Annotated in this window: 23 protein-coding genes and 1 pseudogene; 11 read left to right on the top strand and 13 right to left on the bottom strand. The window is 71.9% G+C overall.

The annotated features are described in order from the left end of the window. Positions 1-129: 129 nt before the first annotated feature. Positions 130-534, bottom strand: coding sequence for a hypothetical protein (locus tag AB0N17_RS42810; protein ID WP_366017112.1), 405 nt, complete (start codon positions 532-534; stop codon positions 130-132). A gap of 126 nt (positions 535-660) precedes the next feature. Between AB0N17_RS42810 and AB0N17_RS42805 the strand changes: the two genes are divergently transcribed. Further along, positions 661-1,296 carry a uridine kinase gene (locus AB0N17_RS42805; RefSeq protein WP_366017111.1) on the top strand — a complete coding sequence of 212 codons (636 nt, stop codon included), beginning with the start codon at positions 661-663 and terminating at the stop codon, positions 1,294-1,296. A 213-nt stretch (positions 1,297-1,509) separates the two neighbouring features. On the opposite strand, the gene AB0N17_RS42800 is transcribed toward AB0N17_RS42805, so the two are convergent. After that, positions 1,510-2,250 carry a SigE family RNA polymerase sigma factor gene (locus AB0N17_RS42800; protein ID WP_366017110.1) on the bottom strand — a complete coding sequence of 247 codons (741 nt, stop codon included), beginning with the start codon at positions 2,248-2,250 and terminating at the stop codon, positions 1,510-1,512. A 231-nt stretch (positions 2,251-2,481) separates the two neighbouring features. On the opposite strand from AB0N17_RS42800, the gene afsQ1 reads away from it, so the two are divergent. The 5 genes from afsQ1 to AB0N17_RS42775 all read left to right on the top strand — a co-directional run bounded on the left by afsQ1 (position 2,482) and on the right by AB0N17_RS42775 (position 6,298). Further along, positions 2,482-3,159 carry a two-component system response regulator AfsQ1 gene (afsQ1, locus tag AB0N17_RS42795; RefSeq protein WP_026248263.1) on the top strand — a complete coding sequence of 226 codons (678 nt, stop codon included), beginning with the start codon at positions 2,482-2,484 and terminating at the stop codon, positions 3,157-3,159. Then, positions 3,156-4,760, top strand: a complete 1,605-nt coding sequence (locus AB0N17_RS42790; RefSeq protein WP_366017109.1) for a HAMP domain-containing sensor histidine kinase — start codon at positions 3,156-3,158, stop codon at positions 4,758-4,760. Before afsQ1 ends, AB0N17_RS42790 begins: the two co-directional genes overlap by 4 nt. Continuing rightward, the gene (locus AB0N17_RS42785) at positions 4,757-5,359 is read left to right on the top strand and encodes a hypothetical protein (RefSeq protein ID WP_366017108.1); all 603 of its coding nucleotides are present in this window, start codon (positions 4,757-4,759) and stop codon (positions 5,357-5,359) included. The genes AB0N17_RS42790 and AB0N17_RS42785 overlap by 4 nt, the downstream gene beginning before the upstream one ends. A gap of 94 nt (positions 5,360-5,453) precedes the next feature. Continuing rightward, the gene (locus tag AB0N17_RS42780; RefSeq protein WP_366017107.1) at positions 5,454-6,014 is read left to right on the top strand and encodes a VanZ family protein; all 561 of its coding nucleotides are present in this window, start codon (positions 5,454-5,456) and stop codon (positions 6,012-6,014) included. Positions 6,015-6,097: 83 nt separating this feature from the next. Next, the gene (locus AB0N17_RS42775; RefSeq protein WP_366017106.1) at positions 6,098-6,298 is read left to right on the top strand and encodes a PspC domain-containing protein; all 201 of its coding nucleotides are present in this window, start codon (positions 6,098-6,100) and stop codon (positions 6,296-6,298) included. An 83-nt stretch (positions 6,299-6,381) separates the two neighbouring features. Here AB0N17_RS42775 and AB0N17_RS42770 read toward each other — a convergent pair whose 3' ends face one another. Beyond that, positions 6,382-6,750 (bottom strand): ATP-binding protein, encoded by a 369-nt coding sequence (locus AB0N17_RS42770; RefSeq protein WP_366017105.1) that lies wholly within the window; start codon positions 6,748-6,750, stop codon positions 6,382-6,384. Between the two features lie 152 nt (positions 6,751-6,902). Further along, complete coding sequence (locus AB0N17_RS42765; RefSeq protein WP_366017104.1) at positions 6,903-8,102, bottom strand: adenosine deaminase; 1,200 nt, start codon at positions 8,100-8,102, stop codon at positions 6,903-6,905. Positions 8,103-8,226: 124 nt separating this feature from the next. Between AB0N17_RS42765 and AB0N17_RS42760 the strand changes: the two genes are divergently transcribed. Both AB0N17_RS42760 and AB0N17_RS42755 read left to right on the top strand, forming a co-directional pair. Further along, positions 8,227-8,988, top strand: a complete 762-nt coding sequence (locus tag AB0N17_RS42760) for an alpha/beta hydrolase (RefSeq protein ID WP_366017103.1) — start codon at positions 8,227-8,229, stop codon at positions 8,986-8,988. A 16-nt stretch (positions 8,989-9,004) separates the two neighbouring features. Then, on the top strand, positions 9,005-9,160 hold the full coding sequence (locus tag AB0N17_RS42755) for a hypothetical protein (RefSeq protein ID WP_366017102.1): 156 nt from the start codon (positions 9,005-9,007) through the stop codon (positions 9,158-9,160). 26 nt (positions 9,161-9,186) lie between these two features. On the opposite strand, the gene AB0N17_RS42750 is transcribed toward AB0N17_RS42755, so the two are convergent. Then, the gene (locus tag AB0N17_RS42750) at positions 9,187-10,149 is read right to left on the bottom strand and encodes a LysR family transcriptional regulator (RefSeq protein ID WP_366017101.1); all 963 of its coding nucleotides are present in this window, start codon (positions 10,147-10,149) and stop codon (positions 9,187-9,189) included. A gap of 63 nt (positions 10,150-10,212) precedes the next feature. On the opposite strand from AB0N17_RS42750, the gene AB0N17_RS42745 reads away from it, so the two are divergent. Together AB0N17_RS42745 and AB0N17_RS42740 are read left to right on the top strand one after the other, a co-directional pair. Beyond that, positions 10,213-11,526 carry an MFS transporter gene (locus tag AB0N17_RS42745; protein WP_366017100.1) on the top strand — a complete coding sequence of 438 codons (1,314 nt, stop codon included), beginning with the start codon at positions 10,213-10,215 and terminating at the stop codon, positions 11,524-11,526. Positions 11,527-11,766: 240 nt separating this feature from the next. Beyond that, on the top strand, positions 11,767-12,780 hold the full coding sequence (locus tag AB0N17_RS42740) for a sigma-70 family RNA polymerase sigma factor (RefSeq protein ID WP_366017099.1): 1,014 nt from the start codon (positions 11,767-11,769) through the stop codon (positions 12,778-12,780). On the opposite strand, the gene AB0N17_RS42735 is transcribed toward AB0N17_RS42740, so the two are convergent. Continuing rightward, positions 12,664-13,017 (bottom strand): STAS domain-containing protein, encoded by a 354-nt coding sequence (locus tag AB0N17_RS42735; protein ID WP_366017098.1) that lies wholly within the window; start codon positions 13,015-13,017, stop codon positions 12,664-12,666. The two genes, AB0N17_RS42740 and AB0N17_RS42735, sit on opposite strands and share 117 nt — an antisense overlap. A gap of 85 nt (positions 13,018-13,102) precedes the next feature. On the opposite strand from AB0N17_RS42735, the gene AB0N17_RS42730 reads away from it, so the two are divergent. Next, a complete protein-coding gene (locus AB0N17_RS42730; RefSeq protein ID WP_366017097.1) occupies positions 13,103-14,023 on the top strand; it encodes an AEC family transporter in 921 nt (306 codons plus the stop codon). A gap of 7 nt (positions 14,024-14,030) precedes the next feature. Here AB0N17_RS42730 and AB0N17_RS42725 read toward each other — a convergent pair whose 3' ends face one another. From AB0N17_RS42725 to AB0N17_RS42695, 7 genes and pseudogenes are all read right to left on the bottom strand, one after another. Next, on the bottom strand, positions 14,031-14,615 hold the full coding sequence (locus AB0N17_RS42725; protein ID WP_366017096.1) for a Uma2 family endonuclease: 585 nt from the start codon (positions 14,613-14,615) through the stop codon (positions 14,031-14,033). A 95-nt stretch (positions 14,616-14,710) separates the two neighbouring features. Continuing rightward, positions 14,711-15,994, bottom strand: a complete 1,284-nt coding sequence (locus AB0N17_RS42720; RefSeq protein WP_366017095.1) for a thymidine phosphorylase — start codon at positions 15,992-15,994, stop codon at positions 14,711-14,713. 74 nt (positions 15,995-16,068) lie between these two features. Beyond that, entirely contained in the window at positions 16,069-16,473 is a 405-nt protein-coding gene (locus tag AB0N17_RS42715) for a cytidine deaminase (protein ID WP_366017094.1), read from the bottom strand. Beyond that, positions 16,470-17,756: an ABC transporter permease gene (locus AB0N17_RS42710; RefSeq protein WP_366017093.1), complete on the bottom strand. Its 1,287-nt coding sequence runs from the start codon at positions 17,754-17,756 to the stop codon at positions 16,470-16,472. Before AB0N17_RS42710 ends, AB0N17_RS42715 begins: the two co-directional genes overlap by 4 nt. Continuing rightward, positions 17,756-18,883 carry an ABC transporter permease gene (locus tag AB0N17_RS42705; protein WP_366017092.1) on the bottom strand — a complete coding sequence of 376 codons (1,128 nt, stop codon included), beginning with the start codon at positions 18,881-18,883 and terminating at the stop codon, positions 17,756-17,758. The genes AB0N17_RS42710 and AB0N17_RS42705 overlap by 1 nt, the downstream gene beginning before the upstream one ends. Further along, positions 18,880-20,406, bottom strand: coding sequence for an ABC transporter ATP-binding protein (locus AB0N17_RS42700; protein ID WP_366017113.1), 1,527 nt, complete (start codon positions 20,404-20,406; stop codon positions 18,880-18,882). Before AB0N17_RS42700 ends, AB0N17_RS42705 begins: the two co-directional genes overlap by 4 nt. A gap of 145 nt (positions 20,407-20,551) precedes the next feature. Next, positions 20,552-20,633, bottom strand: a pseudogene (locus tag AB0N17_RS42695) (ABC transporter ATP-binding protein); the annotation flags it as partial.

Here is a 20,633-nt window from a genome sequence, read left to right as displayed (position 1 = left end):
GTCTGCGTGGGCTGCGCCGGCGAACCGTGCCAGTGGGCACCGTCCGGCACCGCCTGCCCGCGGTGCAGGGAGGACGAGTATCGGTCGCGCCCGCGCGGCGTCGCGTACCGGGCACGGCCGCGCACCCTTTCAGTGGGTCAGCGTCCCCAGGACCTGCCCCACCACCGGTACCGCCTCGAGCGACCGGGCCTCGGCCACCGGGCCCGTCAGCATCCGGGAGCCGACCGGCTTGAAGTCGGCCACCTGAGTGCCGACGCCGTTGTCCAGGGGGTCCACGCCCGTGCCCGCCAGCGGGTTGGGCTTGAGGCCGGCGACCGGGCCGGTGACGTAGCCGACGCCGGAGGTGAGGGCCGTCAGGCCCGCCTGCGGGTCGATCCTGCCGAGCGAGGTGGGCCGCCAGGGGACGTCGACGAGCGAGGCCGCGGGGTCCGCGTGTGCCGTCGCCGCGCCCGCGCCCAGGGCCGCTCCGGCGGTCGCGAGGGCGATCAGGGCGCGCTGCGCGGTGGGGTGCTGGGAGGAGGTGTGTCGGGCCATTGCGGTGCCACCTTCTGGTGCGCAGGGTAATGCGGACGACACGTAGGGTAGTTGAGGCGGGAGTCACGCTCAAAAGCCGACCCGCGGGGTCGGCAGGCGGCCCCCCATAGGTCAAACTGGTGTTCCGTGAGCATTCATCCCCCGTCCCCCGCCCGTGTCGTGCTGCTGTGCGGCCCCTCGGGCTCGGGCAAGTCCCTCGTCGCCGCCCGCTCCGGGCTCCCCGTGCTGCGCCTGGACGACTTCTACAAGGAAGCCGGCGACCCGACGCTGCCCCTGGTGGAGGGGAGTTCGGACATCGACTGGGACCACCCGGAGTCCTGGGACGCGGACGTGGCGGTCGAGGCCATCGCCCGGCTGTGCGCCACGGGATCGACGCCGGTGCCGGTGTACGACCTCTCGCTGAGCGCCCGTACCGGCGAGGAGACGCTGCACATCGGCCGTACCCCGCTGTTCATCGCGGAGGGCATCTTCGCGGCGGAGATCGTCGAACGCTGCCGTGAGCGGGGCGTGCTGGCGGACGCGCTGTGTCTGAGCCGGGGTCCGGTCACCACGTTCCGGCGGCGCTTCCTGCGGGATCTGCGGGAGGGCCGCAAGTCGGTGCCGTTCCTGCTGCGCCGCGGCTGGCGGCTGATGCGCACGGAGCGTTCCATCGTCACCCGCCAGGTGTCCCTGGGCGCGCACGCCTGCGACCGTGACGAGGCGCTGAGCCGGCTGGCGGCAGCGGCGGCGGGGTGTCGGACCCGGCAGCAGACGCCGGCGTAGGGGCGTACGGAAGCGGGGCCTCGGGACATACGGAAAAGCGGGACTGGACGGACCCCCCGGTCCTCCAGTCCCGCTCTGTTGCTCCCCCGTGTTCCCCCCTTGTTACCCCCGTTCCCCCACTTCCCCCCCCGGCTCCCCCGTGGGGCCCACCCCCGGTGGCCCCCCGTCGTCCCCCGTGTCCCCCCTCGGGTCGCCCCCCAGCGACCCCTGACCTCAGGCGACCAGTTCGCCGAAGGCGTCCTCCTCGTCACGGCCGAAGCTGAGGGCCTCGTCCTCGCGCAGCCGGCGGAGCGACCGCCAGATGCTGGACTTCACCGTGCCGACACTGATGCCGAGGATGTCCGCGATCTCCGGGTCGGTGCGGCCCTCGTAGTAACGCAGGACCAGCATCGTCCGCTGGAGTTCGGGCAGCCGGGCGAGCGCCTGCCACAGGACCGCGCGCAGTTCGGTGCCGCGCATCGCGTCCGTCTCGCCGGGCGTCTCCGGCAGTTCCTCGGTCGGGTACTCGTTGAGCTTGCGGCGCCGCCAGGCGCTGATGTGCAGGTTCGTCATGGTGCGGCGGAGGTATCCGCCGACCGCCGCCTTGTCGCTGATCCGCTCCCAGGCCCGGTACGTCGAGAACAGCGCGCTCTGCAGCAGGTCCTCGGCCTCGAAGCGGTCACCGGTCAGGTGGTAGGCGGTGGCGTACAGGGAGGCGCGGCGCTCCTGGACGTAGGCGGTGAACTCCGCCTCCGACAGCGAACGGCGCTGCTCCCCCGAGTCCTCCCCGTACGCGGCTCCCCCGTGCGTTTCCCCCGTGTGCGCGTCAACCACCGACATGTACGCCGGGTGCTGACGCCCGGTACCGCGAGCGCACCCCCGCCCGCTCACGGCACCGGACTTCTCGGAACCCCGGTGCACGTCGTGCAGACGCGTGACCACTGCGCTGGTGCTGATGCTGTGCAGCGTGTTCATCTCGCGCTCCCCGTCGTGGACTTCCGGTGATTCGGTCTTGCTCGGCGTCTCTTCCCCGCCCGTGCCGAAAAGCTTGCCGAGTGACCTTCATGGCCGTGTCCGCCGACTGTCACAGACCTGTCACAGGGGTCACGGCCGGTGTCGTCACAGCTGGTGCACAGGTGGTGGCGGTGGGGAGAGTCTGGGGCGGACAGGTCGTCCGAGACCGCGTCCATGGGCCAGAATGAGCGCGTGCCTTCCCTGTTGCTGATCGAGGACGACGACGCCATCCGCACGGCCCTGGAGCTCTCACTGACGCGCCAGGGACACCGGGTGGCCACCGCTGCCAGCGGCGAGGACGGTCTGAAGCTGCTGCGCGAGCAGCGCCCGGACCTGATCGTGCTGGATGTCATGCTGCCCGGCATCGACGGGTTCGAGGTGTGCCGGCGCATCCGGCGCACCGACCAGTTGCCGATCATCCTGCTGACCGCGCGCAGCGATGACATCGACGTGGTGGTCGGGCTGGAGTCGGGAGCCGACGACTACGTCGTCAAACCCGTCCAGGGCCGGGTGCTGGACGCCCGGATCCGGGCCGTGCTGCGCCGCGGGGAGCGCGAGTCCAGTGATTCGGCGACCTTCGGCAACGTGGTCATCGACCGCTCGGCGATGACCGTGACGAAGAACGGCGAGGACCTCCAGCTGACCCCGACCGAGCTCAGGCTGCTGCTGGAGCTGAGCCGGCGGCCCGGCCAGGCGCTGTCCCGGCAGCAGTTGCTGCGGCTGGTCTGGGAGCACGACTACCTGGGCGACTCGCGCCTGGTGGACGCGTGCGTGCAGCGGCTGCGCGCGAAGGTCGAGGACGTGCCCTCGTCCCCGACCCTGATCCGTACCGTCCGTGGTGTCGGCTACCGCCTGGACGCCCCTCAGTGACCGGTACGCAAGGGGGGCTGCGCGGCTGGGCCGCGGGGCGCAGGGGAAGTCTGTCGCGGCTCAGGTTCACGAGCCTGCGGCTGCGCCTGGTCGTGGTCTTCGCGCTGGTCGCGCTCACCGCCGCGGTGTCGGCGTCGGGCATCGCCTACTGGCTCAACCGGGAGGCGGTGCTCACCCGCGCCCAGGACGCCGTGCTGCGTGACTTCCGGCAGGAGATGCAGAACCGCGCGGGCGCGCTGCCGGTGCATCCCACCCAGGACGAACTGCAGCGCACCGCCGGGCAGATGGCCGGCAGCAGCCAGCGCTTCAGCGTGCTGCTCGTCGGCCAGGACACCAACGGCCGGACGGTGTACGGCAACTCGGGCGGCATCAACGGCTTCGCCCTGGAGGACGTGCCCAAGTCGCTGCGTACGGCGGTGAACCGGCAGCAGAAGGTGAGCGACTCCAACGAGGAGCCGTACCACCTGTACTGGCAGCGGGTCGTGGACCACGGCACGCCGTATCTGGTGGCGGGGACGCGGGTGATCGGCGGCGGTCCGACCGGTTACATGGCGAAGTCCCTGGAGCCGGAGGAGAAGGACCTGAACTCGCTGGCCTGGTCGCTGGGGATCGCCACCGGTCTCGCGCTGATCGGGGCCGCGCTGCTCGCCCAGGCCGCCGCCACGACCGTGCTGAAGCCGGTGCACCGGCTGGGCGTGGCCGCCCGACGGCTGGGCGAGGGCAGGCTGGACACCCGGCTGCGGGTGTCGGGCACGGACGAACTCGCCGATCTGTCGCGGACGTTCAACAACGCGGCCGAGGCGCTGGAGCAGCGGGTCGCGGAGATGGCCGCGCGGGACGAGGCGTCCCGCCGGTTCGTCGCCGACATGAGCCATGAGCTGCGGACGCCGCTCACCGCCATCACCGCGGTGACGGAGGTGCTGGAGGAGGAGCTGGAGTTCGAGTCGGGGAGCATCGACCCGATGATCGAACCGGCGGTCCGGCTGGTGGTCAGCGAGACCCGGCGGCTGAACGACCTGGTCGAGAACCTGATGGAGGTCACCCGTTTCGACGCGGGCACCGCCCGGCTGGTCCTGGACGACGTCGAGCTCGCCGACCAGATCACCGCCTGCATCGACGCCCGGGCGTGGCTGGACGCGGTGGAGCTGGACGCCGAGCGGGGCATCCACGCCCTCCTCGACCCGCGCCGCCTGGACGTCATCCTGGCCAACCTGATCGGCAACGCCCTCAAGCACGGCGGCTCGCCGGTGCGGGTGTCGGTGAGCCTGGCCGACGACGACGTGGTGATCCGCGTCCGTGACCACGGTCCTGGCATCCCGGAGGACGTCCTCCCGCACGTCTTCGACCGCTTCTACAAGGCGAGCGCCTCCCGTCCCCGCTCCGAGGGCAGCGGACTGGGCCTGTCCATCGCCCTGGAGAACGCCCACATCCACGGCGGTGAGATCACCGCGGCCAACTCCCCCGAGGGCGGAGCGGTGTTCACACTGCGCCTGCCCCGGGACGCCTCGCGGCTGACGGAGGAGGCGGGCGAGGCCGAGCGGGACGGGACGAAGAACGACGACAAGACCGACGACGACGGTTCGGGAAAGGAGGGGTCATGAACGTACGACGCCTGCTGGCGCTGCCCCTCCTGGGCGCGCTGCTCACCGGGTGCGGCATCCGGGCCACGGAGGTGCCGACCGACTTCGGGGCGGCACCCTCGCGCGTGCCCTGCTCACTGACCGGGCCCGACGTGGCCACGCAGCCCTCGCACGGGGTGCCCGTGCAGGTCTTCCTGCTGTGCGGGGCGTCCCTGGTGACCGTCGACCGGACCGTGCCGGTCGCGGAGGGCACGCCCGACGCCCGGCGCCGGGTCATCGTGGCGCAGGGCCTGCTGGACCAGCTCGCCGCGTCGCCGTCGTCCGCGGAGCGCTCCGCGGGCTACACGACGTACGTGCCGGGCGGCCTGAGCGTGGCCGGGCCGGGACCCAAGGACCCCGAGGACGCGCTGCGCCTGAGCACCGCCCCGGACCGCCTCACCTCCTACGCCCTGGCCCAGTTGGTCTGCACCCTCTCCGACTCGGCGGCGACGGAGGGCGACGGCTCGGTCATCCTGGGCGGTCCCGGCCGGACCGCGCTGCGCCGCTACGAGTGCACGGACGCCGTCCGTGACCGCCCCGGCAACACCCAGCCGCCGTCGAGCGAGGTCGCGGACAAGTAGTCCGGTGACGGCGGGCAGCCGTGTCCGCGGACACCGGCGCCCGGGAAACCTCCCTCCCGGAACCGTTCGTGACCGCAGTTGCGTCTAGGGGGGCGTGCAGCGTCAAGGCTCCCTCGGCGGCAGCGCCGCGATCCGCATCCGGGTGACCGGAGGCGTCCTCCTCCTCGCCCACCTCACCCTCGTCGCCTGGCTGATGCTGCGCCCCCTGGACGTGCCCTGGGTGCTGCCGCCCAACGTGCACCCGCTGGCCGGCATCCGGGCCGATCTGGCCCTGGGCTGGCCGGCCGCCGCCAAGCCCCTCGGTGAGGGACTCGCGCTGCTCGCCCCGCTGGGCGTGCTGCTGCCGACGGCGCACGGCAGGCTCGCCGTCTCCGCGATCTCCTCCCTCCTGCGTACGGCCGCCGCCGGCGCCCTCGTATCCCTGGGCATCGCCCTGCTGCAGACCGGGGTCCCGGGCAGGGTCGTGGACGTCGACTCGGTGCTGCTCAACACCACGGGCGTCCTGCTGGCCCACCTGGCCGTCGTACCGGCGGGCCGCGCCCGGCTGCGGCGGCGTGAGGAGCGGGAGGGGGCCGGGGCCGGGCGGCGCACCGTGCAGGAGGAGCTGTCTCAGGGGCGTACCCCGACGATTCCCAGGGTCGGGATCGCCCCGTAGAGCGACGCTTCGTCCCCTTCGTCTCCGTACCGTGGACGTCAGATGGAAGACAGCCGGAACGGACCACCACGGAGGAGCCCGACATGACCGCCCTTGCCCGTCCCACCCACGGCCGCGTGATCGGCGGAGTGTGCGCCGCGCTGGCCCGGCGCTTCGGCACCTCCGCGACGACGATGCGGGTGATCTTCCTGCTCTCCTGCCTGCTGCCCGGCCCGCAGTTCCTGGTGTACATAGCGCTGTGGATCCTGCTGCCGTCCGAGGACAAGGCCCGCACCGCCTGGTGAGCAGGCGTCACGCACGAGACGCCACCGGGGCGCTTCCGGAGGGTTCCGGGGCGCCCCAGTGGCGTCTCGTGCGGCGGACGGTGTCAGCCGAGCGGGATCCCGTTCACCGGCACCCCGTGCGTGGGCAGCCCGGTGTTCTGCAGCGGCAGGCCGCCGAGCAGGCCCTTGACCGGCGCGGTCGGCCCGCCTGCGAGCACCTGCCCGACGGAGGGCTGAGCGGCGGCGAGCCCGGAACCCACGGCACCCTGCCCCTGGGCGAGCGCCTCGCCGGCACCCGGCAGCGCCTTGGCGACGCTCTCGGCCGGCAGCGTCCGGGTGACGCCGTCCAGGGCCTGGGTGGCCTGGCCGGCGTCCGGCACGGCCGTGGCCGCGTTGGCGGCGCCCGCACCGACGGCGGCGATGGCGGCACCGAGGGCGGCGACACCCAGGGTCTTGGCAGCAGACTGCTTCATGGTGAATGCGTCCTTGAATTGCGGAGACAGGTGATCACAAACGATCCGAGCGGTCCACGACCGTAAACACGGCCGGCCACCCGCCGCAAACATCGAAATGCGGACGCCTTGTGAAAGCGCGTCCGCATTCCGTACCCGGCCGTGCGTCGCCGCTACCCTTCCGATCCGGAAGAACCGCTGGTGGAAGCCGTCTGCCGGAACAGCCATTCGGATTTCAGCTCGGCATACCCGGGCTTGATGACGTCATTGATCATCGCGAGTCGTTCATCGAAAGGAATGAACGCTGATTTCATCGCATTGACGGAGAACCACTGCAGATCGTCGAGCGTGTAACCGAATGCCTCGACAAGGTGCTCGAATTCCGCGCTCATACTCGTGTGCGACATCAGCCGGTTGTCGGTGTTCACGGTGGCCCGGAAGTGCAGCCGGCGCAGCAGCCCGATCGGGTGCTCGGCGTAGGAGGACGCGGCCCCCGTCTGCAGGTTGGAGCTGGGGCACAGCTCCAGCGGGATCCGCTTGTCCCGGACGTACGACGCCAGCCGGCCGAGCCGCACCGAGCCGTCCTCGCCGACCTCGATGTCGTCGATGATCCGCACCCCGTGCCCGAGCCGGTCGGCGCCGCACCACTGCAGCGCCTGCCAGATGGACGGCAGTCCGAAGGCCTCTCCGGCGTGGATGGTGAAGTGGTTGTTCTCCCGCTTCAGGTACTCGAAGGCGTCGAGGTGCCGGGTGGGCGGGTAGCCGGCCTCGGCACCGGCGATGTCGAAGCCGACGACACCGCGGTCGCGGTGGCCGTTGGCGAGTTCGGCGATCTCCAGGGAGCGGGCCGCGTGCCGCATGGCGGTCAGCAGCGCGCCGACCCGGATCCGCCGGCCGCTCTCCCGGGCGAGCCGCTCGCCCTCCCGGAACCCCTCGTTGACGGCCTGCACGACCTCCTCGAGGCCGAGCCCGCCCTCCAGGTGCTGTTCGGGCGCGTACCGCACCTCCGCGTAGACGACCCCGTCCGCGGCGAGGTCCTCGGCGCACTCCCGGGCGACCCGGACCAGGGCCTGCCGGGTCTGCATCACGCCGACGGTGTGCCGGAAGGTCTCCAGGTACCGTTCCAGCGAGCCGGAGTCGGCGGCCTCGTGGAACCAGATGCCCAGCTTCTCCGGGTCGGTCTCGGGGAGGTCCGAGTAACCGCTCTCGCGGGCGAGTTCGACGACGGTGCGGGGGCGGAGTCCGCCGTCGAGATGATCGTGCAGCAGAACCTTGGGCGCCCGGCGGATCTGGTCCGGCGCGGGGACGTGCGCCGGGACGTTCGCCGGGGCGGTCGCCTGGACGGTCCCCGTAGGTGCAGTCTGGCTCGTCATTTCCGCACTGTAACGCCTACGCGCGTAGAGCACGCGGGATTTCGTGGCCGGACTTTTCCGTCGATACGCAACGGTGACCGCGCGCACGGGTTTGGCACACCGCTCCTTCTGACACTGTTCTGTCATGGGACAGCAAGCGACGCCGGTGCGAACGGCCAGGCTGGGAAAGGCAGTCGGCCCGGAGCCGACGTCGGTCAGCGGAGCGGTGCTGCTGCTCCCCGGCGGGGAGGAGGTGTCCGCCCGCCGGCCGTCCTCCGTGTGGGCGACGGCCTCGGTGCGCTCGCTGGGCCGCCGCCTCGCCCGCGCGGGCCGGGAGGAGGGGCTGGCCGTGCACACCGTCCACTACCGCTTCCGGGGCTGGAACGGCAGCGAGGCGCATCTCGCCGGGGACGCCGAGTGGGCCGCGGACGAGGTCGTACGCCGGTACGGGGACGTGCCCGTGTGCCTGGCCGGTGTGGGCATGGGCGGGCGCGCGGCGCTGCGGGCGGGCGGGCACGAGGCGGTGAACTCGGTCGTCGCGCTGGCTCCCTGGCTGCCCGAGGAGGACGTCGCCGCCCCCGCCGAGCCGGTGAAGCAGCTGGCGGGACGGCGGGTGCTGATCGTGCACGGCACGAACGACGAGCGGACCGATCCCGAGCTGTCGTTCCGGTTCGCCGCGCGGGCGAAGAAGGCGAACCGGGAGGTGTGCCGGTTCGAAGTGCACTCCGACGGCCACGGGTTGCACGGATATCGGGACGAAGTGCTCTGCCTGTCGAAGGACTTCGTGATGGGGGCGCTGTTCGGCCACACGGTGTCGCGCCCCGTGGAGGACGCGCTGGCCGCACCGCCACCGATCGGCCTGCGGATGCCGCTGGCGGCGGGGTTCGGCCGGTCGCTGAGACGGTAGGCGGGCCGACGGGCAGGTGACACGGTCGGGGTGGGAGCCCAACGCCCGCTGCGAGCTGCACTGTTTCTTCCCGGAGCGGTTCACCCCGGCGCAGTGGCTGACGGACTGGCTGGACGGCAACAGGACGTTCCCCGAGCCGCCGCCGACCGACTGCCCCGAGTGCGCCGACTGACCGTCCCGGTAGCCGCGGTGTTCCGCTCAGGCGGGCAGCAGGTTCCCCCGGCGGGACAGCAGGAACTTCTTGAAGGCCGCCACCGGGGGTGTGTCCGGGCGGTCGGCCAGCCAGGCGACGCCGATCTCGCGGACCGCCCGGGGGGCGGTGACCGTCAGCTCCACCACGCCCGGGCGAGGCACCGTCGGCGGCGGCAGCAGGGCGACCCCGAGACCGGCCGCCACCAGGCCGCGCAGCGTCTCCGCCTCCTCGCCCTCGAAGGCCACCCGTGGCCGGAAGCCCGCCTCGTGGCACAGGGTGTCGAAGATGCGGCGCAGTCCGTAGCCCGGCTCCAGGGTGACGAAGGTTTCCTCGGCCGCCTCGGCCAGCCGGATGCGGCGGCGGGCCGCCAGCCGGTGGTCGGCCGGCACGACGAAGCGGAGCTTCTGCTCGTCCAGGCGGCGGGCGACCAGATCGGGCGCGTCCGGCACCGGGGAGGTCAGGCAGAGGTCCAGCTCGCCGGCGCGCAGCCGCTCCAGCATGGCCTCGCCGTAGTTCTGGACCAGGCTGAAGCGGACCCGCGGGTGGTCGGCGCGGAAGGCGTGCAGCAGGCCGGGTACCGTTTCGGCGCCCATGGTGTGCAGGAAGCCGAAGGCGACCTTGCCGGTGGCCGGGTCGGCGTCGGCGCGGACCTCCTCGGCGGCCCGCTCGATCTCGGCGAGGGCGCGCTCGACCGAGGCGAGGAAGGTGCGGCCGGCGGTGGTCAGGGAGACCGTACGGCCGTGCCGGGCGAACAGGTCCACGCCCAGGTCCTGCTCCAGGCGGGCCATCGCCCGGGACAGGGTGGACTGGGGGACGTTCATCTCGTGGGCGGCCCGGGTGACGTGTTCGGTGCGGGCCACGCCGGCGAAGTAGGCGAGGCGGGGTGCGAGCAGCCTCGACATCCCGCTCATGTCTTCTGTGTCACCGGACGGTGACAGCCACGCCTGTGACCTCTGCTGATGCGCCATGGGAACGATTATGGCCAATCCATGCATTGGACGGATCAGAGGGAGCGTCCCTACGGTCGAAGCATGTCTCCCGCCAGTACCGGGGCGTCCACCACCGTGGACGCCGTCACGCCCGTCCCCGCCCTCGACTCCGCCTCCGCCCCCGGCTCCACCCGTGAGTGCGACACCCGGATGACTCCGGGCGGCCCCGGCTACCGCCGGATGAGCTTCGCCCTCTTCCTCGCCGGCGTCGCGACCTTCGCCCTCCTGTACTCCACGCAGGCCCTGCTGCCGCTGATCTCCGGCGAGTTCGGGGTGGCGGCGAGCGAGGCCAGCTGGACCGTGGCGGCCGCGACCGGCGGACTGGCGCTGTTCGTGCTGCCGATGAGCGCCCTGTCGGAGCGCTTCGGCCGCCGCACGGTGATGACGGCCTCGCTGGCCGTCGCGGTGGCCGTCGGACTGCTGGTGCCCTTCGCGCCGTCGATCGGCGCGCTGGTGGTGCTGCGGGCGGTGCAGGGCGCGGCGCTGGCCGGTCTGCCGGCCTCGGCGCAGGCCTACCTGGCCGAGGAGGTCCGGCCGAAGGCGCTGGTCACGGCGATCGGGCTGTTCGTCGCGGGCAACAGCGTCGGCGGCATGAGCGGCCGGGTCATCACCGGCTGGGTGGCGCAGGAGTGGGGTTGGCGGACCGCGGTGGGCGTGATCGGCGTGATCGCGGTCGTCTGCGCGATCGCCTTCCGGCTGCTGCTGCCGGCCCCGCGGCACTTCACGGCGGGCTCCCTGCGGCCCCGGGACCTGCTGGGCACGGTCCGTGACCACCTCTCCGACCCGCTGCTGCGCCGTCTGTACGCGATCGGCGCGCTGTTCATGACGGTGTTCGGCGGTGTGTACACGGTGATCGGGTACCGGCTGACGGGTGCGCCGTTCGGGCTGCCGCAGGGCATCGTCGGCTCGATCTTCCTGGTCTACCTGGTGGGCACGGTGTCGGCGTCCGCCGCCGGCCGGCTGGTGGGCCGGCTCGGCCGCCGGGGCGCGCTGTACCTGGCGGGCGGGACGACGGCGGCGGGCCTGCTGCTCTCCCTGGCCGCCTCGCTGCCCCTGGTGCTGCTGGGCCTGGTGCTGATCACGGCCGGCTTCTTCGCCGGGCACGCGGTCGCCTCCTCCGCGGTCAGCAAGACGGCCACGCACGGCCGCGCCCAGGCGTCGGCGCTGTACCAGTCGGCGTACTACATCGGCTCCAGCGTCGGCAGCACGGTCGGCGCGACGGCCTTCCACGCGGGCGGCTGGGCCGGCACGGTCGGCGTCGGCGTCCTCGCGGTCCTCGGCGTCGTCACGATCACCCTCCTCGGCACCCGGGCGGCCCGCGTCCAGGCGCGGCGGGAGCCGGTCCCGGCACACTGAGCGGCTGTGCCACGGGCGGGTGCGGGGTACGGGCATGCGGGCCCGTACCCCGCACGTGTGTCCGCGGGAACCGGCCCCGCGCGCGTCGCCGCGCGCACCGGGATGCTCAGGCCGGGAAAGCAACCGATCCGAGCTGGGCTTTTTCGCGCTCGGGGGGCCATTGTCAGTGGGCTGCGGTAGCTTCCCAAGTGCTGGAGCGCGAAGGCGCGCGGACAGAACGGCCACAGGGGTGGGTGGACGATGGGCGACAGCACGGCGACGGCGGACCTGGACCTCGCGCTGGAGAAGCACCGGACCGAACTGACCGGGTACTGCTACCGGATGCTCGGCTCCTCCTTCGAGGCCGAGGACGCGGTGCAGGACACCCTGGTGCGGGCCTGGCGCAGCCACGCCTCGTTCGAGGGCCGTTCATCACTGCGCTCCTGGCTGTACCGGATCGCGACGAACGTGTGCCTGGACATGCTGACGGCGGGCAGCAAGCGGGCCCGGCCGATGGACCTGACGGACGCGACCCCGCTCGCCCAGGCGGCCCTGTCCCCCCGCCCGGACAACACCTGGCTGGAGCCCATGCCCGACGCGCGCGTGCTGCCGACGCCGCAGGACCCGGCGGAGGCCGCGGTCGCCAAGGAGTCGATCCGGCTGGCCTTCATGGCGGCCCTCCAGCAACTGCCGCCCAAGCAGCGGGCGGTGCTGATCCTGCGCGAGGTGCTGGCCTGGCGGGCGAGCGAGGTGGCCGAGCTGCTGGACACCACGGTCGCGTCGGTCAACAGCGCGCTGCAGCGGGCCCGGGCCACGCTCGCCGAGCGCGAGGGCGAGGGCGCCGAGGGGGCGGTGTCCGACCCGCTGGACGAGGAGCAGCAAAAGCTCCTGGAGCGCTATGTGAAGGCCTTCGAGGGCTACGACATGACGGCACTGACGGCGTTGCTCCACGAGGACGCCATCATGACGATGCCGCCGTTCGACCTGTGGCTGCGGGGCACGGCCGACATCACCGGCTTCATGACGACGATCGGCGCCTCCTGCGCCGGTTCCCGGCTGCTGCCGGTGCGGGCCAACGGGCTGCCGGGCTTCGCGCACTACAAGCCGGACCCGGAGAAGGGCGGCTTCAGCCCCTGGGCGGTGCAGGTCCTGGAGATCTCAGAGGGCCGGATCACCGGTTTCCACTGTTTCCTCGACACCCAGCGCTGGTTCCCCCTCTTCGACCTGCCCCTCCACCTGGAAGCGGAGTCCGACGAGGTCGAGGAGGGCGTGTAGCGCCGGGTCGGCGTCCCGTAGCCGTATCCGCCCGCCGGCCCGGCGGGCGGTGAGCTCCAGCCGGGCCAGCAGGTCCACGACGGCGAGTCCCGGCGGTCCGAGCCCGCCGACGTCGCAGACGACGACGGCGGCTCCGCCGCCCGTCAGCAGGGCCCGGACATCGGCGCACAGCCCGGGCACCTCGTCCCGGGCGACGGGGCCGCGCAGCACGAGCACGGCGGGGGTCCTGGCATCCACGTGCGGGTAGACCGCCGGACCGGGCGGAACTCATCGGCAGAGATCACATTGACCTGCGCGGCCTCCTCCCCGGAGGGTGGGATCCGTGGCGGGGGTACTGAGCGGGTTCGCGGTGATCGCGGTCGTCATCGGGGTGGGCTATGTGCTCGGGCGGCGCGGGACGCTCGGGGCGCAGGGCGGCGAGGTGCTGACCCGGCTGGCCTTCACGGTGGCCGGTCCGGCGCTCCTCTTCACGACCCTCGCGCGCGCCGACCTCTCGGTCCTCTTCTCCGCCCGGCTGCTGGTGACGGCGCTGAGTACGGCCGCGGTGTGCGGGGTCTTCGTGGCCGTCGCGGCGGTACGGCGCTGGAGTGTGGGCCGTACGACCATCGGCGCGCTGTGCTCCGGGTACGTCAACTCGGGCAACCTCGGCATCCCGATCGCCGCGTACGTCCTCGGTGACGCGTCCCTGGTCGCGCCGGTGCTGCTGTTCCAGGTCGTCCTGGTGACCCCGGTCGCGCTGACGGTCCTGGACCTGTCGGGCATGGGCGAAAAGGGCACGGTGTGGCGGCGTCTGCTGACGCCGCTGCGCAACCCGATCGCGGTGGGTTCGCTGGCGGGGGTGGTGGTGTCGGCGGCGGGCGGACACGTCCCCGGCCCCCTGATGAACCCCCTCACCCTGATCGGCAACATGTCCGTCCCGGCGGCCCTGCTGGCCTTCGGCATGTCGTTGCACGGCAGCGCGGCCCCCGGCCGGGGCCGGGACCGTCACCCGGTCCTGCTGTCGGTGGCGCTGAAGTCACTGGGCCAGCCGCTGGTGGCCTGGTCCCTGGCGGCCGGCGTCTTCGGCCTGCACGGCGCGCCCCTGCTGGACGTGGTGGTGACCTCGGCCCTCCCGTCCGCCCAGAACCTCTTCACCTACGCCAGCCGCTACCACGTGGCCGAGACCCTGGCCCGCGAGTCGATCCTGCTGTCGACGGTGGTGTCGGTACCGGTGCTGGTGGGGGTGGCGGCGGTGCTGGGGTGACGCCAGGTCAGTCGACGGGGAATTCGCCGGTGTCGATCGTGAGGTCGAACGGCGCCGGGAGCTTGATGGGATCGCCGAACTTCACAGCGCTCAGGACGCGGTAGACGTCGCCCTTCGGCTCTCCGTAGAGCGTGGTGGTCGGCCCCCCGGGGGCCCAGCGGTCGACGAGGAGGTAGAGCGGGATCCCCGCGGTGGCGTAGGCGGCGGCCTTGCTCACGCGGTCGTGGCGGGCGTTGGACTTGGAGGTCACTTCGGCGACGAGTTCGGCGAGGGCGGCCGGGATGTAGGAGTCCGTCTCCGGGCGCTCCCGCACCGGCGTCACCAGCAGGTCCGGGATGAGCATGCCCAGCCGCGACGGTACGGCGATCGACTGAGTCTGGAAGATCTCCCAGTCCTCGGGGATCACGGAGTACAGGCGACGCTGGATGCGGGCCGCGATGACGTTGTGGCGGAACGCGGGAGAGGGTGACACGGTGATGATCCCCTCGATGATCTCCACCTTGCTGCCCTCGGGCCATTCCATCTCCTCCCAGTACCGGACGAGGTCGTCCCAGTTCTGGTCGGGGTCCTGGCTGACGGTGAGTGCGCTCACGGCGGTCTCCTATCGGTGCGTCACCGATCCCAGCATGCCGAACGGGACCGGCGGAGGTCCACCGGTCCCGTTCACCCGAAAGAGGAAACAGCAGGTCAGGCGATGCGTTCCAGCACCACCGGCGTGGCCTGGAAGTCGGTGCCCGGGGCCGCGATGTCGTACGCGCCCTCGACCGCCTGCAGGGCGTACTCGAAGCGTTCGGGGGTGTCCGTGTGGAGGGTGAGGAGCGGCTGGCCCTCCTGGACCGTGTCGCCCGGCTTGGCGTGCATCTCGACGCCGGCGCCCGCCTGCACCGGGTCCTCCTTGCGGGCCCGGCCGGCGCCCAGGCGCCAGGCGGCGATGCCGATGTCGTAGGCGTCGAGGCGGGTGAGGACACCGGTGGACGGGGCCTTCACCACGTGCTGCTCGCGGGACGTGGGCAGCGCCGCGTCCGGGTCGCCGCCCTGGGCCGCGATCATCCGGCGCCAGACGTCCATCGCCGAACCGTCGGCCAGGGCCTTCGCCGGGTCCGCGTCCTTGATGCCGGCCGCGTCGAGCATCTCGCGGGCCAGGGCGACGGTCAGTTCCACGACGTCGGCGGGGCCGCCGCCGGCCAGGACCTCGACCGACTCGCGGACCTCCAGGGCGTTGCCCGCGGTCAGGCCGAGCGGGGTGGACATGTCCGTCAGGAGCGCGACCGTCTTCACGCCGTGGTCGGTGCCGAGGCCGACCATCGTGGAGGCCAGTTCACGGGCGTCCTCGATCGTCTTCATGAAGGCGCCCGTGCCGACCTTGACGTCCAGCACCAGCGAGCCCGTGCCCTCGGCGATCTTCTTCGACATGATCGAGGAGGCGATCAGCGGGATCGCCTCCACCGTGCCGGTGACGTCGCGCAGCGCGTACAGCTTCTTGTCGGCGGGGGCCAGGCCGTCGCCCGCCGCGCAGATCACCGCGCCGGTCGTGTCGAGGACGTGCAGCATCTCCTCGTTGGACAGCAGCGCGCGCCAGCCCGGGATGGACTCCAGCTTGTCCAGGGTGCCGCCGGTGTGGCCGAGGCCCCGGCCGGAGAGCTGCGGCACCGCGGCCCCGCAGGCGGCCACGAGCGGCGCCAGGGGCAGGGTGATCTTGTCGCCGACGCCGCCCGTGGAGTGCTTGTCGGCCGTCGGGCGGGACAGGCCGGAGAACTCCATGCGCTCGCCGGAAGCGATCATGGCCGCCGTCCAGCGGGCGATCTCACGGCGGTTCATGCCGTTGAGCAGGATCGCCATGTTGAGCGCGGCCATCTGGTAGTCGGCGACCTCGCCGCGGGTGTAGGCGTCGATGACCCAGTCGATCTGCGCGTCGGTCAGCTCGCCGCGGTCCCGCTTGGTGCGGATCACGGAGATGGCGTCCATGGCCATGGCGGAGTGGTTCCTTCCGGGAGGTGCGAAGTGTACGGCCCCCCTGCGAGCGGGGCAGGGGGGCCGTACGGGACTTACTTGGAGAGATGGTCCGGGCCGAAGGCCTGGGGCAGCATCTCGGACAGCGACAGGACGCCCGCGGGGGTGTCCAGGAGGAGCTCGGGGCCGCCGAACTCGTACAGCAGCTGACGGCAGCGGCCGCACGGCACGAGCAGTGCGCCCTCGCCGTCCACGCAGGTGAAGTGCGTGAGCCGGCCGCCGCCCGTGCGCTGCAGCTGGGAGACCAGGCCGCACTCGGCGCACAGGCCGAGACCGTAGGAGGCGTTCTCCACGTTGCAGCCGGTGACCGTGCGGCCGTCGTCGACCAGGGCCGCCACGCCGACCGGGTAGCCCGAATAGGGGGCGTAGGCGTGGGACATGGCCTCCCGTGCCTCGGCGCGCAGCGCCTCCCAGTCGAACGCGGTGGCTTCCTGAGTCACTTGCCCTGGCCCTTCCGGTACCTCATGCCGTCCGCCTTCGGCATCCGCAGGCGCTGCGCCGACAGCGACAGCACCAGCAGGGTGACGACGTACGGGGTGGCGCCCACGAAGTCGCTCGGGACCTCGTCGGTGAACAGGTACCAGACCAGGACCAGCGCGGCCGTCATGAGGGCGATCCCGCCCTGCCAGTGGGCCTTCTTGTACATCTTCCATCCGCCCAGCAGCGCGAGCAGGACGACCAGCAGCAGGAGCAGCGCGTGGACGGTGACGCCGCCGTTGCGCAGCTGCAGCGCGTCGGAGTAACCGAACAGGCCCGCGCCCATCGCCAGGCCGCCCGGACGCCAGTTGCCGAAGATCATCGCCGCGAGGCCGATGTAACCGCGGCCACCGGTCTGGCCCTCGAGGTAGGTGTGCGAGGTGACCAGCGCGAGGAAGGCGCCGCCGAGGCCGGCGAGGCCGCCGGAGACGGCCACGGCCGCGTACTTGTACTTGTACACGTTGACGCCGAGGGACTCCGCGGCGGTCGGGTTCTCGCCGCAGGAGCGCAGCCGCAGGCCGAACGGGGTGCGCCACAGCAGCCACCAGCTGCCGACGAACAGCAGCACGGCGAGGATCGTCACGACCGACAGGTTGGTGATCAGGCCGCCGAGGATGCCGGCGAGGTCGGAGACCAGGAACCAGTGGTGCTTCTCGATCGACGCGAGGCCGTCGGAGAGGCCGGGCAGGGTGACGTCCGGCAGCGAGTCCACGGGCGGGGACTGCTTGGGGTTGCCGCCCGCGTCGGCCGCCTTGCCGCCGGCGAAGAACAGCTTGGCCAGGTACTGGGTGGCGCCGAGCGCGAGCAGGTTGACGGCGACACCGGAGACGATGTGGTCGACGCCGAAGGTGACGGTGGCGACGGCGTGCACCAGGCCGCCGAGGACACCGAAGCCGATGCCGCACAGCAGGCCGAGCCAGGGGCTGGTCTGCCAGCCGATCCAGCCGGCGCCGAAGGTGCCGAGGATCATCATGCCCTCGAGGCCGATGTTGACCACACCGGCCCGCTCGGACCACAGACCGGCGAGACCGGCGAGGCCGATCGGCACGGCGAGGCCGAGCGCGGCGCTGACCTGGCCCGCGGAGTCGAGCGAGTTGGAGCCGGTGATCATGCGGACCGCGGCCAGGAGCAGCAGCGCCCCGGCGACGATCAGCAGGATCTGGCCGAAGGAACGGGTGGAGCCCTTGGGGGCGTTGCCCGCCTTGGGGGCCGCCGGCGGCGGCGCGTCGGTCATCGTGGCGGTCATCACGCCACCTCCTGCTTCTTCGTCGCGGCGGCGGCCTGGGCGGCGAGTTCGGCGCCGACCTTCTGCTGCTGGCGCTTGAGGCCGTAGCGGCGCACGACCTCGTAGGCGATCACGACGCAGAGGACGATGACGCCCTGGATGACGCCGAGGATCTCCTTGTCGTAGCCCTGGAACTCCAGGTGGTTGGTGGTGCGCTCCAGGAAGCCCCAGAGCAGGGCACCGAGCGCTATGCCGACCGGGTTGTTGCGGCCGAGCAGGGCGATGGCGATGCCGGTGAAGCCGATGCCCGCGGGGAAGCTGTTGTCGAACTGGTGGCTCTCGTTCAGCAGCGTGGGCATGCCGATCAGGCCGGCCACGGCACCGGAGATGATCATGCTGGTCGCGATCATCTTCTTCACCGACACACCGCTCGCGGCGGCGGCGCTCTCGGACTGGCCGACGGTGCGCAGGTCGAAACCGAACCGGGTGCGGCCCAGCACGAACCAGTACGCGAGACCGACGACCACCGCGACGACGATGAAGCCGTCCAGGACGCCGGCCGGGCCGGTGTCGATGTTGAAGAAGAACGAGGACGACGGCAGCGGCTTGGTGGAGACGAGGGTGCCGCCCTGCTGGAGCTCGCCCAGCTTCCCGGGCTGGAGCAGATAGGCGATGATCGCGGTGGCGATCGAGTTCAGCATGATCGTCGAGATGACCTCGCTGACACCCCGGGTCACCTTGAGGACGCCGGCGATGGCCGCCCACAGGGCGCCGGTCGCCATGGCGCAGACCAGGATCAGCGGGATGGCGAGCCAGCCCGGCACGGTCAGCGCGCCGCCGACGACGGCGGCGATGAAGGCGGCGAGCCGGTACTGGCCGTCGACCCCGATGTTGAACAGGTTCATCCGGAAGCCGATGGCCACCGAGACACCCGCGAGGTAGTACGTCGTCGCCTTGTTCAGGACGTAGACCTGGCTGTCGCTGGCGAAGCCGTAGGTCATCATGTCGCTGAAGGCGTCGCCGGGGTTCTTGCCGGTCGCGGCGATCACCAGGGCGGTGACGACGAGCGCGGCGACGACCGCCAGCACCGGCGCGGCGAGGCCGAGGAGCAGCCGCTCCTTGTCGATCCGTGAGGTCAGCTTCTTCATCGCTCGTCGTCCTCTGTGTGCTCCAGGTGGCCGGTGGCCGCACCCGTCATGGCGGAGCCCAGCTCTTCGGGGGTGATGGTGGCGGGGTCGGCGTCGGCGACCAGGCGGCCGCGGTACATCACCCGCAGGGTGTCGGACAGGCCGATCAGCTCGTCGAGGTCGGCGGAGATCAGCAGCACGGCCAGGCCCTCGCGGCGGGCCTCGCGGATGTAGTCCCAGATGGCCGCCTGCGCGCCGACGTCCACACCGCGCGTGGGGTGGGCGGCGATGAGCAGCTTGGGGTCGTGGCTCATCTCGCGGCCGACGATCAGCTTCTGCTGGTTGCCGCCGGACAGCGAGGCCGCGGTCACGTCGATGCCGGGGGTGCGGACGTCGTACGCCTCGACGATCCGCTCGGTGTCGGTGCGGGCCGCCTTGATGTCGATCAGTCCGCCGCGCGAGTTGGGCCTCTCGGTGACGTGGCCGAGGATGCGGTTCTCCCACAGCGGCGCTTCCAGGAGCAGGCCGTGGCGGTGGCGGTCCTCGGGGATGTAGCCGATGCCGGCCTCGCGGCGGTTGCGGGTGGGCGTGCGGGAGATGTCGGTGCCGTCGAGGGTGACGACGCCGGCGTCGGGCTGCCGCATGCCCATGATCGCCTCGACCAGCTCGGACTGGCCGTTGCCCTCCACACCGGCGATGCCGAGGACCTCGCCCTTGTGGATGGTGAGGCCGATCTCGTCGAGGATGATCCGCTCGATGCCGTCGAGGTCCGTCTGCGTCAGGTGCAGGCCCTGCACCGTGAGCATCGGGACGTCCGTGACGGTGGACTCCTCGGTCTCGGGCGTGGGCAGTTCGCTGCCGACCATCATCTCGGCGAGCTGCTTGGGCGTGGTCGAGCGCGGTTCGGCCGTGCCGACGGTGGTACCGCGCCGGATGACGGTGATCTCGTCGGCGACGGAGAGCACCTCGCCCAGCTTGTGGGAGATGAAGATGACGGTGAGGCCCTCGGCCTTCAGCTCGCGCAGGTTGTCGAAGAGCGCGTCGACCTCCTGCGGCACGAGGACGGCGGTGGGCTCGTCGAGGATGAGGGTCTTGGCGCCGCGGTAGAGGACCTTGAGGATCTCCACGCGCTGGCGGTCGGCGACGCCCAGGTCCTCCACGAGGACGTCGGGCCGGATGTTCAGCCCGTACGCGTCGGAGATCTGCCTGATCTTCGCGCGCGCCCTGCCCCCGATGCCGTGCAGCTTCTCCGCGCCGAGGACGACGTTCTCGAGGACGGTGAGGTTGTCGGCGAGCATGAAGTGCTGGTGCACCATGCCGATGCCGCGGGCGATGGCGTCGCCGGGGTTGCGGAAGGCGACCTGTTCGCCGCTGACCGTGATGGTGCCCTCGTCCGGCTGCTGCATGCCGTAGAGGATCTTCATCAGGGTGGACTTGCCGGCGCCGTTTTCACCGCACAGGGCATGGACGGTGCCCGTGCGGACCGTGATGTCGATGTCGCGGTTGGCGACGACGCCGGGGAAGCGCTTGGTGATGCCGCGCAGTTCGACGGCAGCGGGAGGGCTGGACGCGTTGATGGCGCACTCTCCTCGGGGAAAGGGGCTGCATAGGGGAGGTGGCAGGCGTCGGCGACGCTAGCGCGGCAACTCCGCGCTACACGCGTAGAGTTGACACATTGTTATGGCTCGGCCGCTCGTCCTCGGCGGACCACTGGCGCAGCAGGCCCTGGTGCGGGTAGCGGCCCCGGCCGACGAGGTCGGCGACCGTGATG

Source organism: Streptomyces sp. NPDC051133, from assembly GCF_040682635.1.
Lineage (GTDB): Bacteria > Actinomycetota > Actinomycetes > Streptomycetales > Streptomycetaceae > Streptomyces.
Note: the sequence above shows the minus strand (reverse complement) of the source record. Positions and strands in the feature narration are given on the sequence as shown.